The organism is Streptococcus sp. HMSC034E03 (assembly GCF_001811505.1).
GTDB lineage: Bacteria > Bacillota > Bacilli > Lactobacillales > Streptococcaceae > Streptococcus.
The window spans coordinates 55,917-69,287 of record NZ_KV804942.1 but is presented as its reverse complement, the minus strand read 5'-3'; the positions used below and the strand labels follow the sequence as shown (position 1 = coordinate 69,287).

Sequence of the window (13,371 nt, the reverse complement as noted above, 5' to 3'; positions counted from 1 at the left end):
AGCGACTACCTTAAATTTAATGTTTCAGATTTATTTTCTTATCTCTAATTTCATAAACTACATCTGCTACATTTTCGAGTAATCGTTTATCGTGGGTGATAAACACGATAGTTCCGGTGTACTCCTTCATTAGTATTTCCAAAGCCTCTAAACTTGGTATGTCAAGGAAGTTACTGGGTTCATCCATTATTAGGATGTTATATCTACCCATGAGCATTTTAGCAAGCAACAATTTTATAATTTCTCCACCGCTTAAAACAGATAAACTTTTTCCAATATCGTTCTGTTTGAACCCCATAGATGCTAGCACTGAACGAATTTCTGATATATTGTAGTCACAATCCTTCTGCATAAACTCCATAACATTCTGATTACTGTTGTACTTGTAACCATTCTGTGCAAAGTAACCTATTTTTGCCTTAGGCGAAATAGAAATTCCTTCTTCATGGTTTAAGATCATTTGGATTAAAGTTGTTTTTCCGATTCCATTACCACCAGTTAACGCCACTTTTGCTCCTAACGGAATTTGAAAAGATGCATTTTCAAACAGAGCCTTATCCCCAAATACTTTATTAATTTCTGCACCGACTATAGGGTATGGATTATGGAGCTCCAATGCTTTACTTTGCCTGAAACGAATTCTGCGAATGCCTTCCGGAGCTTCTACTTTTCCTAAGGCCGCAATCCTGTGCTCTAGGGTTTTAGCAGCATTATACATCTTTTTTTCCTTACTTCCTATTGATTTTTGATGAGCTAAACGCCCTCCGTCTTCAGTACTTTTTTTCTTTGAAGAACCTTTTGCCTTCTGTTCTATTTTACGAGCCTGTTTTCGCTTTTCCTCCGCAGCCCTTTCCAATCGGGCACGTTCCGCAATAAATTGTTCGTATTCTGCAGCTTGGCTCTTACGTTCTTCCTCTTTCTGACGAAGATAATCAGAATAGTTTCCCCAATACTCAGTGATTTTGCCATCTTTCAGTTCCCATATTTTATCTACTATTTCATCAAGAAAATAGCGGTCATGGCTAATAACTAACAGTGCACCTGTAAAATATTTTAGCTGTCCTATTAGAAAATCAATTCCTTCACGGTCTAAATGGCTCGTAGGTTCATCCGCTAAAATACCATGAACCTGTGCCGATAAGGCCTGTGCTATTTTAAGCCTTGTTTCTTCACCACCGCTCATAGTCTGTATATTTAATTGCTCAACACCTAGCTTGCCTACAAGTGCAAAATCTTTTTCCTCCTGCAGAGTTACTTCGTCCAACTGGGGAATATAGGCAAGTTCACCCAGACGATTCATTTTACATCCTGGGGGAGTTAATTCTCCTAAAAGTACCCTGAGTAAAGTGCTTTTTCCAGCACCATTTGCTCCTACTAAACCAATACGGTCATAATCATATACTTCTAATTCATTTATATCTAAAACATCGCGTCCTTTGAATTCCACACGAATGTCTTTTGCTTTTAATATTAATTCCATAACATTTCCTCCAATATTGTTTATTTTAAATCTAATTTTCTAACCTCAGTTATCATTTGGCAAACTATAGCAATGCCAATAATTAAAATACCTGATAGTAAAAACCAATGATTTACACCGATTTTATCAGCAAAGAATCCAGAAAGAATTAACCCAATTGGCATAGCAAGTGACATGATACTTCCGATCAAAGAAAATACACGTCCTAAATATTCAGGCTTAATTTTCTCCTGAAAAAGAGCTGTTTGCACACCGCTATAAAATGGCACCGAAAGCCCCATTATTGCACAGCAAACTACGAATATTACAAATCCATTTGGAGGAAGTATTCCCGAAACGGCTAAACTGGTCCCCATTATAAAAAATGAACTTGTTATTAGTAATACATGCTTTTCGAAGCCCCCTAATCTTCCTAATAATAAGCCTCCTGCTAGCATCCCAAATGCAAAGGAAATTTCCGTAATAGAAATATGCACAGGTGTTCCATTAAAGTGTTCCATGCTTATTAAAGGAAATAGTGCATTGATTGGCATATAAACAAAAGTATATAGTGTTCCTAAGAGTAATAAGGCAAACAATCCTTTGTTTTGTCTCAGAACCACAACTCCTTCTTTCATCTCCCTTATGAAATTTGGTTCTAAACTTTGCACTTGATTACCCAGCTTAGGTATACGTACAATTGCTACCGTAATAGATGCAATCACAGCACCCAATACGTCGATGGCAATAATAGCATTTAAATCCCAAACGGAGTATAAGAGTGCTGCAACTGCCGGACTAACAATATAGCTTATAGACTGCAAAGACTGACTATAGCCTGCGCATTTCGTTAGCTGTTCTTCTGGTACTAAAAGTGGTGTAACCGCATTGAGTGCTGGGGTATGAAAAGCTGTTCCAATGCTACGGATAAACAATACTATCATAATCATCCAGACAGGTAGCTCCATACAGAATGCAACAATAGCAAGCACTGCACCAGCTGCTGCGATAATTAAATCGGCACCAATCATTATCTTCTTCCTATCATGACGATCCACTAGCACACCAATGGCAGGTCCCAAAATCGCATAGGGTAAAAAACCTACTAATGAAGCCATAGACAAGACCATCGCAGATCCTGTTTTTTCTGTAAGGTAAAAAATAATCGCCATTTGCAGGATGGCACTAGTGATTAATGATACTGCTTGCCCTGCCCATATTGCATAAAATTTTCGTTTCCAATTGTTGTATTTTTCCATTTATATTATCTCCTGCATATTATTTTGCTTGAATTTCTATTTTGAATAGCATTCTAGGCAATAAAAAATGCAGGCCAAACCCCACAATGTGGCTTTTGGTCTGCATACATACAATTTGGAAACATTCATATTAAAGACATAGTTAAATAAAGGTATAGTTAAATAACCAATATCCTCACCGTAACTAATGAATGCTCAATATCGTATAAATAAGCACAACAAAAAAGCCTATCATCGGGTATAGATTCTGCTTTTTTTATTGCCAGCTTATCTTAAACGCATTGAGGCTGTCATAGTTTCGGTTCCTCCTACATCTTTGTTTATATCAATTTATAGTATAACACAACAAGATGATATGTTCAATATAAAAGTTATGGAATGAGACTCATACTTCCAATTCGATGCCAGATTTAAAGGATATGACGAAGTTTTCTTCATAGACTGTAACGCTCTGGATTATCTTCCTTAGTAGCAAGCGATTAGCTTTCACAAAATCTTCTGTTTGTAGTTTTAAAAATTCATCAGGATTTTCTAACTCAACCTCAAAATATTTCATTTTACATTCCCTCATTTCATTTATTGATAAATTGAGTTTGCAAAAAAGAGTGGACAATTTTTGTCTACTCTTAACCTTTAAAATAGTTTTTTTTAATCGATTTGAAGTTGCCTAAATTATTACTTATTCGGTAAAATGAAGTATTGCTTTCAACAGATTTCCTTCAACTACACTTCACTTGATTCAAACAAGGTGGGTACATTTCTATTCCCACAAACTCCTTGTCAATGGAAACAAACACGTACCCACAGGGTAAATGGAAATAGAAACTGATAATTTCTAGCTATCACTTCTACTCATTCCAAAAATTTTCTCACTCTGATACTTACCCACCATAAAGCAAAAAGCCTTGCAATCAAGGCTTTCATTATCCCTTTCGTTCAAAGGTTTCTAAGCTTTTACGAGCAGAGCGACACACTCAGCGGTTCGCTATCTCCGTTCTGTCTGCGTGCTAGCACTTGTCAATCACGGACAGCTATCGCATGGGCGGAAGTAAATGCTAATCTTCGTCGTTTTACTCCTTGACTAGCAAACTTACCGCCTCAACATGTCCTGTATGTGGAAATAAAACACGATTAAAGATAAGGGAAGATACTGAATTAAAAAAATTCCCCCTCTATTGTCCGAAATGCAGACAAGAAAATTTAATTGAAATAAAGCAGTTCAAAGTAACTGTGATTACAGAGCCAGACGCAAAGACGCAGAGCCGATAAAATGAGATTAATACAATCTCATTTTATCGGCTCTTTCCGTTATGTATGGATTCTTTTAATTAGTCTTCGATATTTCTTGCTTCGTTGATACCGCTGGCTAAAGATTCCATTAAGGATAGTTCTTTGTCTGTAAAGCTATCCATGTATTTCTCTATCTGTAATCGTCGGGTGCTTTTTACCAAGTTATTAGCAGGTAAGAAAAATTCATCAACGGAAACATGAAGTAACGATACAAGGTCATAAAGAACTTGTATGCTGGGGTGTTGCCCCTTATTTTCAATATTAGTTAAGTACCGTGGGTCAATTTCAATCAATGCTCCCACTTGTTCACGAGTTAAACCTCGTTTCAATCGAGCTTCTTTAATGGCTAAACCAAAGGCTCTAAAATCATATTTATCTTCTTTTTTACGCATAGTAGACCACCTCTATACATTTTATTGTTCCTACTGAATTAAAAACAGGTATAGAAAAACGTGTTATATGGTTTATAGGTTTATATTTAATAAAAAGCACTACTAAACGCCAATAAAAAAAACCGTTATATGGTAGTGCTATTTACGCTGTTAAAATATTGTATATTACTTCCAAATGGCGGTTTGTTGGAGGTCAACGTCGCCATGAAGTACATCATATACAATAAATTTCCTTACATTGGGTTCTTGTCAAAAAAAGTCGTCTATCTGCAATAGATAAGTACGTCCACCAATGTGGTTTTATAAATCATATAGATAGAATAACAGAAGCATGTAAACAGAGAAATAAATCTGTTTATATGCTTTTTTGGCTATTCAGAACTTTTTTACAAAGTTTATTTATCAGTAATGCAACAAATCCCCCTTTCACATTGGGACTAAGAGTGAAAGGAGATAAACGAGCAAGGTCACTTCCTTTCCTAGACAGAAAGGGGGTGAGAAACATGAAACCATCTTCTTTTCAGACCACAATAGAAAATCAGTTTGACTATATCTGTAAACGTGCTATGGAAGACGAGCGAAAGAATTATATGCTTTATCTTTCAAGGATTGCAAAGCGTGAGGTGTCCTTTTCGGATGTTGGCGATTATCTTGTTAGCCAGTTTGCGACAACAGATAACTATTCAACTGACTTTCAGATTTTTACACTCAATGGGTTATCAGTAGGCGTTGAAAATGATTTGTTGAGTGAAGCATTACGTGAGTTGCCAGACAAGAAACGTGAAATTCTACTGCTGTTTTACTTTATGGACATGAGCGATTCAGAAATTGCAGACCTGTTGAAATTGAACCGTTCTACTGTCTATCGGCATAGAACCAGTGGACTAGCCTTAATTAAAAAGTTTATGGAGGAATTTGAAGAATGAAAACACAATATCCTATGATTCCCTTTCCTCTCATTGTAAAGGCAACAGATGGCGATACCGAAGCGATTAACCAGATTCTACATCATTACAGAGGGTACATAACGAAGCGTTCCCTACGACTTATGAAAGATGAATATGGCAATCAAAGTATGGTCGTTGATGAAGTCTTACGTGGAAGAATGGAAACCAGACTGATTACAAAGATTTTGTCATTTGAAATTAAGTAATATCCTCTCTCCTTTCGTGGAAGCGTGCTAAACCATTCCACGCTTCCCGAACAGGGAGGTTTGTTATTCCACCAAAGCATATTGAGCTTTCAATGTGTTTTGATAGGCTAACGAGCCATTGTTCTTTGAAAACTGAATAAAAGTAATCGAATACGTTTCGATAAGAAAAGAGCCAACGGAACTAACCGCCATGACCTATCTTATAAAGATAGCGAGCGATTCATGTTAGTGATCCGAGAAGCAATCTTTAGCAGGATTGCCTGCAACGACATTCTTATCGTGATAATGATACTCCCATACAGTCAATAGTCCGAGCGTGATAAAACCGTCGCAGGCAATGAGTATGGCTACATGAGAACCATGCAGGGGTGGAACTCCCGTGAGCTTTGCTAAAGCTGTTCGATTGCTGGTAAAACAACTTTTATGAAATCCAAATAAGTGATTTGGAAAGGAGGATTTTATGAAGCAGACTGACATTCCTATTTGGGAACGTTATACCCTAACCATTGAAGAAGCGTCAAAATATTTTCGTATTGGCGAAAACAAGCTACGACGCTTGGCAGAGGAAAATAAAAATGCAAATTGGCTGATTATGAATGGCAATCGTATTCAGATTAAACGAAAACAATTTGAAAAAATTATAGATACATTGGACGCAATCTAGCGTCGCCAAAGGGTCTTGTATATGATAAAATAGTATTAAGTCGTATCAAGGCTCTTTCCATAAAGGAAAGGAGCAAATGCCATGTCAGAAAAAAGACGTGACAATAAAGGTCGAATCTTAAAGACTGGAGAGAGCCAACGAAAAGACGGAAGATACTTATACAAATATATAGATTCATTTGGAGAACCGCAATTTGTTTACTCGTGGAAACTTGTGGCTACAGACCGAGTACCAGCAGGAAAGCGTGATTGTATCTCACTTAGAGAGAAAATCGCAGAGTTACAGAAAGACATTCATGATGGTATTGATGTTGTAGGAAAGAAAATGACACTCTGCCAGCTTTACGCAAAACAGAACGCTCAAAGACCAAAGGTTAGAAAAAACACTGAAACTGGACGCAAATATCTTATGGATATTTTGAAGAAAGACAAGTTAGGTGTAAGAAGTATTGACAGTATTAAGCCATCAGACGCTAAAGAATGGGCTATTAGAATGAGTGAAAATGGTTATGCTTATCAAACCATCAATAACTACAAACGTTCTTTAAAGGCTTCATTCTATATTGCTATACAAGATGATTGTGTTCGGAAGAATCCATTTGACTTTCAACTGAAAGCAGTTCTTGATGATGATACTGTCCCTAAGACCGTACTAACAGAAGAACAGGAAGAAAAACTGTTAGCCTTTGCAAAAGCTGATAAAACCTACAGCAAAAATTATGATGAAATTCTGATACTCTTAAAAACAGGTCTTCGTATTTCAGAGTTTGGTGGTTTGACACTTCCAGATTTAGATTTTGAGAATCGTCTTGTCAATATAGACCATCAGCTATTGAGAGATACTGAAATTGGGTACTACATTGAAACACCAAAGACCAAAAGTGGCGAACGTCAAGTTCCTATGGTTGAAGAAGCCTATCAAGCATTTAAGCGAGTGTTAGCGAATCGAAAGAATGATAAGCGTGTTGAGATTGATGGATATAGTGATTTCCTCTTTCTTAATAGAAAGAACTATCCAAAAGTGGCAAGTGATTACAACGGCATGATGAAAGGTCTTGTTAAGAAATACAATAAGTATAACGAGGATAAATTGCCACACATCACTCCACATAGTTTGCGACATACATTCTGTACCAACTATGCAAATGCAGGAATGAATCCAAAGGCATTACAGTACATTATGGGACATGCTAATATAGCCATGACGCTGAACTATTACGCACATGCAACATTCGATTCTGCAATGGCAGAAATGAAACGCTTGAATAAAGAGAAGCAACAGGAGCGTCTTGTTGCTTAGTAGTACAAATGAATTTACTACTTATTTACCACTTCTGACAGCTAAGACATGAGGAAATATGCAAAGAAACGTGAAGTATCTTCCTACAGTAAAAATACTCGAAAGCACATAGAATAAGGCTTTACGAGCATTTAAGAAAATATAAAAAGATAATTAGAAATTTATACTTTGTTTATATATAAAAAATCTTCTAGCAAAAACTAGAAGATTAGAGGATTTTCTCTGCTCGATCCACCATAAAGAGGGCGATTGTCATGATGATATCAATTACTAGAAGAATCAGTACGGCTGGGATCCAAGAATGGAACATGTTAAAGCTATAACCAAAGAGAGTTGGTCCAAAGGCTGCTAGGATGTAACCACCAGTCTGGGCGAGCCCAGACAATTGGGCTGTCTTTTCAGGGGAGCTAGTTTTGATGGAGAAGCAAACCATGAGATAAGGGAAAAGAGCGCTACAAGCAGTACCAATCAAGAGATGCGCTACTAACCAGTAAAGGAAACTCTTACTCGGATATAGAAGCATAGCAATTCCAAGCATTCCAGCGAGAGAGATGACTGTTAACATGATTTGACGGTAACGATTGGACAAACGAGTTGTTAAACTTGGAATGGTCATCGAGAAGGGGATACTGATCAGTGAAAAGATAGAAGCCAGAAGACCAGCGTCCGTATGAGATAGTCCTGCACTGATGGCCATGGTTGGTAACCAGGTCATGCTAGTATAGAAGAGCAAGGACTGAAGTCCGCCGAATACAATAATAGCCCAAACTTGCTGGCTTTTTAGGATATTCTCTTTTTCTTTTTTCTCTTCATGCCTTTCTAGAAAATGATTTCGGCCATGGTTGGGGAACCAGACGAATAAGGTTAGTAGGCAGACCAAGGATAGGCAGAGGATCAAGCCTTTCCAAGATGTTGCCTGAGTAATAGGGACAGATAGATAAGAGGCTAGTGCTGTCGCGATTCCCATAGTCGTCACATAAACCGTTGTCAGGAAGCTAATCTTTTGTGGGTAGTTGGCCTGAATCAGGCTAGGAAGAAGTACGTTAAAGATCGCAATACTCGCTCCGATGAGTAGAGTCCCCAGATAAAGTAATGGGAGATTAAAGATACGAATCACGGAGCCTACAGTCAATACGATAAGACTATAGGTAAAAAGGTGCTCAAGTCCATTTTTTTGAGCCAAACGGGTCGCAAAAGAGGAGAAGAGGGCAAACATTAAGAGAGGGAGACTGGTCAAAACACCAAGTGAACTAACTTCCACTCCTAAACCTTGGGCAATATCTCCCAAAACAGTTGGCAAAGCTGTGAAAGGAGCTCTTAAGACCGCTCCGATTAAGATAATTCCTAGAATAAAAAAGAGTGATCGTTTTTTCATGTGAACCTCTCTAAGATGATTTTTATAACAGCTTATTTTAAGTTTTTTTCTAAGAGATGTCAAGCTAGAGCAGGGAGATTCGGTGTTTTACTTAAACTAAATAAAAGTAAAGTAGGACGAGTTGTTTACTAGTTTTTTTCTGGGATTCAAATAAAAATAGGAAAGTCTGGGAATTTGTGATAAAATAGTGAAAGAAAATATTTAGGAGACTGTAAGTGATTCAACAAATCGATAATTTAATCGTCTCTATTGTGATTAGTGCTTATAATGAAGAGAAGTACTTACCGGACTTAATTGAAGATTTAAAAAAACAGACATACAATAAAGAAAATATTGAAATTTTATTTATTAATGCAATGTCCACAGATAAGACAACCGATATTATTCAGCGATTTATCTCTGAGGATACCGAATTTAAGTCAATTAGATTGTATGATAACCCTAAAAAGAATCAAGCAAGTGGTTTTAATTTAGGGATTAAGAACTCTAATGGAGACCTTATTGTGAAGATTGATGCGCATTCCAAAGTCACAGAGGATTTTGTGAAAAATAATGTTGAGATCATCAATCAAGGGGAATATGTCTGTGGGGGGCCTAGACCAACGCTTGTTGAAGGTGAGGGTAAATGGTCCCAAGCTTTACATATCGTTGAAGAAAATATGTTTGGAAGCAGCATCGCAGATTATCGAAACAGTTCTCAAGACAGATATGTTTCTTCTATTTTTCATGGCATGTACCGTCGAGAAGTTTTTGAGCAAGCTGGTTTAGTCGATGAACAACTTGGGAGAACAGAAGACAATGAACTTCATTATCGTATCAGAAATCACGGATATAAAATAAGATTTAGTCCCGATGTTTTATCTTATCAATATATTCGACCAACATTTAAAAAGATGCTCCACCAAAAGTATTCAAACGGGCTATGGATTGGATTGACAACTCATGTTAAACCAAAATGTCTATCTATTTTTCATTATGTTCCCTTTGCGTTTGTGTTAAGCATTTTTGTAAGTGCTATGTTACTACCTCTTTCTCCCTTGTTTTTAATGTTTCTATTAGCGATTTATGACCTATTTGTTATATTATTGACTATACTTTCCCTATTGAAACATAAAAATGAAGTATTACTGTTAATGCCTTTTATGTTGTTCTCTATCCATTTTGCTTACGGTATAGGTACAATAGTTGGATTAATCAAAGGTTTTAAATGGAGAAAAGGTTATAAATACGAAATTCAGTATTTAAATTAAAATTTCTTAAGCATGCTTAATTAAACATTTTCTCTGTGTAGGAGGATACCATTCACATGAATAAAAAAATGACAGATTATGTAATTGATCTGGTTGAAGTGTTAAATAAACAACAAAAACAAGTCTTTTGGGGGATTTTTGATGCTGCCAGCATGATTTCCTCAATCATTGTTTCTTATATCTTGTTTTATGGATTGATCAATCCAGCTCCTGTGGACTATGTCATCTATACTAGCTTGACCTTCTTGTTCTATCAGATTATGATTGGATTCTGGGGGCTCAATGCTAGTATTAGTCGCTATAGCAAAATCACAGACTTTATGAAGATATTCATCGGAGTAAGTGTCAGCAGTGTCTTGTCCTATCTCCTATGTTATGCCTTCTTGCCACTTTTCTCTGTGCGCTTTATTGTCCTCTTTATCTTGTTGACAACCTTCTTGATTCTTTTCCCTCGTATCACTTGGCAGTTGATCTATTCTAGACGTAAAAAGAGTGATGGAGAAGGGGAACATCGTCGTACCTTCTTGATTGGTGCGGGAGACGGTGGAGCTCTCTTTATGAACAGCTACCAGCATCCTACGAGTGATCTTGAGTTAGTAGGTATTTTGGACAATGATGAGAAGAAAAAAGGCCAAAAACTAGGAGGAATCCCAGTCTTAGGATCTTATGAACAGTTACCAGAACTCTCAAAACGTCATCAGATTGAGAAAGTCATTGTTGCGATTCCTTCTCTTGATCCGTCAGAGTATGAGCGTATCCTAAAAATGTGTAACCAACTTGGCTTGAAATGTTATAAGATGCCCAAGATTGAGTCGGTTGTACAAGGATTGCATCCTCAGGTAGGTGGTTTCCAAAAAATCGATATTACGGACCTTTTGGGACGTAAAGAAATTCAACTAGATGAGTCACGCCTAGGCTCAGAAATTACTGGAAAAACCATCTTAGTAACAGGTGCAGGAGGTTCTATCGGGTCTGAGATTTGCCGTCAGGTTAGTCGCTTTAATCCAGAGCGAGTGGTTCTCTTGGGTCATGGGGAAAACTCCATTTATCTGATCTATCATGAATTGATTCGTAGCTTCCAAGGAATTGACTATGTTCCTGTGATTGCAGATATCCAAGACTACGATCGCTTACTTCAAGTATTTGAGCAGTACCAACCAGCCATTGTTTACCACGCTGCTGCCCATAAGCACGTGCCAATGATGGAACGTAATCCAAAAGAAGCCTTCAAGAATAATATCCTCGGAACTTATAATGTTGCCAAGGCAGTTGATGCTGCTAAGGTACCGAAGATGGTCATGATTTCGACAGATAAGGCTGTTAATCCACCAAACGTAATGGGAGCTACCAAACGTGTGGCAGAGTTGATTGTTACAGGATTTAACCAACGTAGCCAGTCTACCTATTGTGCGGTTCGTTTTGGGAATGTTCTCGGTAGCCGTGGTAGTGTGATTCCAGTATTTGAGCGTCAGATTGCAGAGGGTGGTCCAGTGACTGTGACAGACTTCCGTATGACTCGTTACTTTATGACCATTCCAGAAGCTAGCCGTTTGGTGATCCATGCAGGAGCTTATGCTAAAGATGGAGAAGTCTTTATTCTTGATATGGGCAAACCAGTTAAGATTTATGATTTGGCCAAGAAAATGGTTCTTCTCAGCGGGCGTACTGAAAATGAAATTCCAATTGTAGAAGTGGGAATCCGTCCAGGTGAGAAACTCTATGAGGAGTTGTTGGTATCTACTGAATTGGTTGATAATCAAGTCATGGATAAGATTTTTGTTGGTAAGGTTAATGTCATGCCACTTGAAGTTATCGATCAAAAGATTGAAGAATTCCGTATCTTGCAAGGTTCAGAGTTGAAGCAAGCCATTATCGGTTTTGCAAATGAAACAACTCACACTCATTAAAAAAGAAAAAGGTATGATTCCTAGCTTCATGTTAGAAGCGAGTGGAATCATACCTTTTATGATAACGAATGGTCCTTTACCGATTTTTAAACTAACTTGTCATTGTTGAACATTTATGGTAAACTAAATTTATACTATTTGAAAATCAAAGTAACTAAGGTCTGCGTCGTTTTACTGTACTTAGATATGGTTTATAACTGACTTTCTGATTTGCTTTTCAATTTTCATGGAGTATGAATTAAAAAATTAGGGAGTAACTTATGATTAACGCATATAAAAGTTTCTTTAAAGGTTATGTAGATTTTACAGGTCGTTCAAAACGCTCAGAGTATTGGTGGATTTGGTTAACAAACATGATCCTCCTTGTCCCTTTTTACTCAGCATATTTTAAGGCACTAGCAAATCCAAGAAATGAGACTGCTCTTATGGCCTTGGGTGGAATTGCTATTATCTATATGATTTTCGGGCTAGCCTTAATGTTACCTATGTTAGCTTTGACAGTTCGTCGTCTACGTGATGCTGGTTTCCACTGGGCTCTGATCTTTGTCATTTTTATTCCTATGGTTGGACCTCTTGCCCTTTTAGCTTTGTTAGCTATGCCAACGAAACAAGTAGAAGTAGTAACAATCAATGAAACTGAAGAAGTTGTAGAAGTTTCACCATTCGAAGAATCAGACAAAAACTAAGAAGTTCAGGTTTTACAATTGAATCTGTTTTAGAGTTTTCTTTATATTGTTAAGCAAATATCTGACACTCCCATATCTAAAAATAGATTTGGGAGTGTTTTAAAACAATGTACGCTTTATAGCATATTGTTTTTAAAAAGGAGAAATATCTTGTTTAGGGCTTATATAAATTTTTTAAAAGGTTATGTAGATTTTGTAGGACACTCAACACGTCCTGACTTCTGGTGGGTTTGGTTGATGAATCATATCTTGTTCCTACCCCTGTATATCCTTATCTTCAATAAAGAGATAAACCAGGGTCCTTCTCTGAACTTTACTTTAGTTATCCTGATATGCATGATTTATGCCCTTTTAGCTTTACTCCTTCTGTTGCCTACTTTAGCGTTAAAGATTCGCCGTTTGCGTGATGGAGGTTTCCACTGGGCCTTTATCTTCCTTCACTTTGTTCCAATGGTTGGACGTTTTGCGCTATTAGTTCTGCTAGCTATGCCAAGTAAGGAAGTAGAAATAGTAACAATCAATAGACCTAATGAAGTTGAAAGCGAAGAAGCTTCGCCTTTTGAATAATTGGATGAGTACGGGGAATGTCATTCTCCTCATTAAGATCAGACAAAAAGCTCCCAAACCTAACTTTTAG

Annotated in this window: 15 protein-coding genes; 9 read left to right on the top strand and 6 right to left on the bottom strand. The window is 37.2% G+C overall.

The genetic code is table 11. The features are described 5' to 3' along the window. Positions 1-16: 16 nt before the first annotated feature. The 3 genes from msr(D) to HMPREF2805_RS00825 form a co-directional block, all read right to left on the bottom strand. Positions 17-1,480: an ABC-F type ribosomal protection protein Msr(D) gene (msr(D), locus tag HMPREF2805_RS00835; RefSeq protein ID WP_000420313.1), complete on the bottom strand. Its 1,464-nt coding sequence runs from the start codon at positions 1,478-1,480 to the stop codon at positions 17-19. A gap of 20 nt (positions 1,481-1,500) precedes the next feature. Further along, entirely contained in the window at positions 1,501-2,718 is a 1,218-nt protein-coding gene (gene mef(A), locus HMPREF2805_RS00830; protein ID WP_000417519.1) for a macrolide efflux MFS transporter Mef(A), read from the bottom strand. A gap of 385 nt (positions 2,719-3,103) precedes the next feature. Beyond that, on the bottom strand, positions 3,104-3,274 hold the full coding sequence (locus HMPREF2805_RS00825; protein WP_000873143.1) for a hypothetical protein: 171 nt from the start codon (positions 3,272-3,274) through the stop codon (positions 3,104-3,106). Positions 3,275-3,795: 521 nt separating this feature from the next. Here HMPREF2805_RS00825 and HMPREF2805_RS10430 point away from each other — a divergent pair. Next, a complete protein-coding gene (locus tag HMPREF2805_RS10430) occupies positions 3,796-3,987 on the top strand; it encodes a cysteine-rich KTR domain-containing protein (protein WP_001860868.1) in 192 nt (63 codons plus the stop codon). A gap of 59 nt (positions 3,988-4,046) precedes the next feature. On the opposite strand, the gene HMPREF2805_RS00820 is transcribed toward HMPREF2805_RS10430, so the two are convergent. Further along, complete coding sequence (locus tag HMPREF2805_RS00820) at positions 4,047-4,400, bottom strand: helix-turn-helix transcriptional regulator (RefSeq protein ID WP_001227347.1); 354 nt, start codon at positions 4,398-4,400, stop codon at positions 4,047-4,049. A gap of 503 nt (positions 4,401-4,903) precedes the next feature. Here HMPREF2805_RS00820 and HMPREF2805_RS00815 point away from each other — a divergent pair. Both HMPREF2805_RS00815 and HMPREF2805_RS00810 read left to right on the top strand, forming a co-directional pair. Continuing rightward, the gene (locus HMPREF2805_RS00815; RefSeq protein ID WP_000804885.1) at positions 4,904-5,326 is read left to right on the top strand and encodes a sigma-70 family RNA polymerase sigma factor; all 423 of its coding nucleotides are present in this window, start codon (positions 4,904-4,906) and stop codon (positions 5,324-5,326) included. Next, positions 5,323-5,553 carry a helix-turn-helix domain-containing protein gene (locus tag HMPREF2805_RS00810; protein ID WP_000857133.1) on the top strand — a complete coding sequence of 77 codons (231 nt, stop codon included), beginning with the start codon at positions 5,323-5,325 and terminating at the stop codon, positions 5,551-5,553. The genes HMPREF2805_RS00815 and HMPREF2805_RS00810 overlap by 4 nt, the downstream gene beginning before the upstream one ends. Positions 5,554-5,778: 225 nt before the next feature. Here HMPREF2805_RS00810 and HMPREF2805_RS11430 read toward each other — a convergent pair whose 3' ends face one another. Further along, positions 5,779-6,030: a hypothetical protein gene (locus HMPREF2805_RS11430; protein ID WP_001845478.1), complete on the bottom strand. Its 252-nt coding sequence runs from the start codon at positions 6,028-6,030 to the stop codon at positions 5,779-5,781. Here HMPREF2805_RS11430 and HMPREF2805_RS00805 point away from each other — a divergent pair. Both HMPREF2805_RS00805 and HMPREF2805_RS00800 read left to right on the top strand, forming a co-directional pair. Further along, the gene (locus HMPREF2805_RS00805) at positions 6,014-6,217 is read left to right on the top strand and encodes an excisionase (RefSeq protein WP_000814511.1); all 204 of its coding nucleotides are present in this window, start codon (positions 6,014-6,016) and stop codon (positions 6,215-6,217) included. The two genes, HMPREF2805_RS11430 and HMPREF2805_RS00805, sit on opposite strands and share 17 nt — an antisense overlap. An 81-nt stretch (positions 6,218-6,298) precedes the next feature. Continuing rightward, positions 6,299-7,516: a tyrosine-type recombinase/integrase gene (locus HMPREF2805_RS00800; RefSeq protein WP_001291561.1), complete on the top strand. Its 1,218-nt coding sequence runs from the start codon at positions 6,299-6,301 to the stop codon at positions 7,514-7,516. A 208-nt stretch (positions 7,517-7,724) separates the two neighbouring features. On the opposite strand, the gene HMPREF2805_RS00795 is transcribed toward HMPREF2805_RS00800, so the two are convergent. After that, complete coding sequence (locus HMPREF2805_RS00795; protein ID WP_075231011.1) at positions 7,725-8,891, bottom strand: CynX/NimT family MFS transporter; 1,167 nt, start codon at positions 8,889-8,891, stop codon at positions 7,725-7,727. A 215-nt stretch (positions 8,892-9,106) separates the two neighbouring features. Between HMPREF2805_RS00795 and HMPREF2805_RS00790 the strand changes: the two genes are divergently transcribed. The 4 genes from HMPREF2805_RS00790 to HMPREF2805_RS00775 all read left to right on the top strand — a co-directional run bounded on the left by HMPREF2805_RS00790 (position 9,107) and on the right by HMPREF2805_RS00775 (position 13,301). Continuing rightward, a complete protein-coding gene (locus HMPREF2805_RS00790) occupies positions 9,107-10,141 on the top strand; it encodes a glycosyltransferase family 2 protein (RefSeq protein ID WP_075231010.1) in 1,035 nt (344 codons plus the stop codon). A gap of 56 nt (positions 10,142-10,197) precedes the next feature. After that, complete coding sequence (locus HMPREF2805_RS00785; RefSeq protein WP_049530309.1) at positions 10,198-12,048, top strand: nucleoside-diphosphate sugar epimerase/dehydratase; 1,851 nt, start codon at positions 10,198-10,200, stop codon at positions 12,046-12,048. Between the two features lie 260 nt (positions 12,049-12,308). After that, positions 12,309-12,734: a DUF805 domain-containing protein gene (locus HMPREF2805_RS00780; RefSeq protein ID WP_075231009.1), complete on the top strand. Its 426-nt coding sequence runs from the start codon at positions 12,309-12,311 to the stop codon at positions 12,732-12,734. Between the two features lie 150 nt (positions 12,735-12,884). Continuing rightward, the gene (locus HMPREF2805_RS00775; protein WP_060956321.1) at positions 12,885-13,301 is read left to right on the top strand and encodes a DUF805 domain-containing protein; all 417 of its coding nucleotides are present in this window, start codon (positions 12,885-12,887) and stop codon (positions 13,299-13,301) included. The last annotated feature ends 70 nt before the right edge of the window (positions 13,302-13,371 follow it).

What these genes read in the sequence shown, in the direction of transcription:
- HMPREF2805_RS00815 (WP_000804885.1), top strand. Translation starts at nt 4,904, where the DNA reads ATGAAACCATCTTCTTTTCAGACCACAATAGAAAATCAGTTTGACTAT.
- HMPREF2805_RS00800 (WP_001291561.1), top strand. Translation starts at nt 6,299, where the DNA reads ATGTCAGAAAAAAGACGTGACAATAAAGGTCGAATCTTAAAGACTGGA.
- HMPREF2805_RS00820 (WP_001227347.1), bottom strand. Translation starts at nt 4,400, where the DNA reads ATGCGTAAAAAAGAAGATAAATATGATTTTAGAGCCTTTGGTTTAGCC.
- HMPREF2805_RS00810 (WP_000857133.1), top strand. Translation starts at nt 5,323, where the DNA reads ATGAAAACACAATATCCTATGATTCCCTTTCCTCTCATTGTAAAGGCA.
- HMPREF2805_RS00825 (WP_000873143.1), bottom strand. Translation starts at nt 3,274, where the DNA reads ATGAAATATTTTGAGGTTGAGTTAGAAAATCCTGATGAATTTTTAAAA.
- HMPREF2805_RS00795 (WP_075231011.1), bottom strand. Translation starts at nt 8,891, where the DNA reads ATGAAAAAACGATCACTCTTTTTTATTCTAGGAATTATCTTAATCGGA.
- HMPREF2805_RS00780 (WP_075231009.1), top strand. Translation starts at nt 12,309, where the DNA reads ATGATTAACGCATATAAAAGTTTCTTTAAAGGTTATGTAGATTTTACA.
- HMPREF2805_RS00785 (WP_049530309.1), top strand. Translation starts at nt 10,198, where the DNA reads ATGAATAAAAAAATGACAGATTATGTAATTGATCTGGTTGAAGTGTTA.
- HMPREF2805_RS11430 (WP_001845478.1), bottom strand. Translation starts at nt 6,030, where the DNA reads ATGTCAGTCTGCTTCATAAAATCCTCCTTTCCAAATCACTTATTTGGA.
- HMPREF2805_RS00805 (WP_000814511.1), top strand. Translation starts at nt 6,014, where the DNA reads ATGAAGCAGACTGACATTCCTATTTGGGAACGTTATACCCTAACCATT.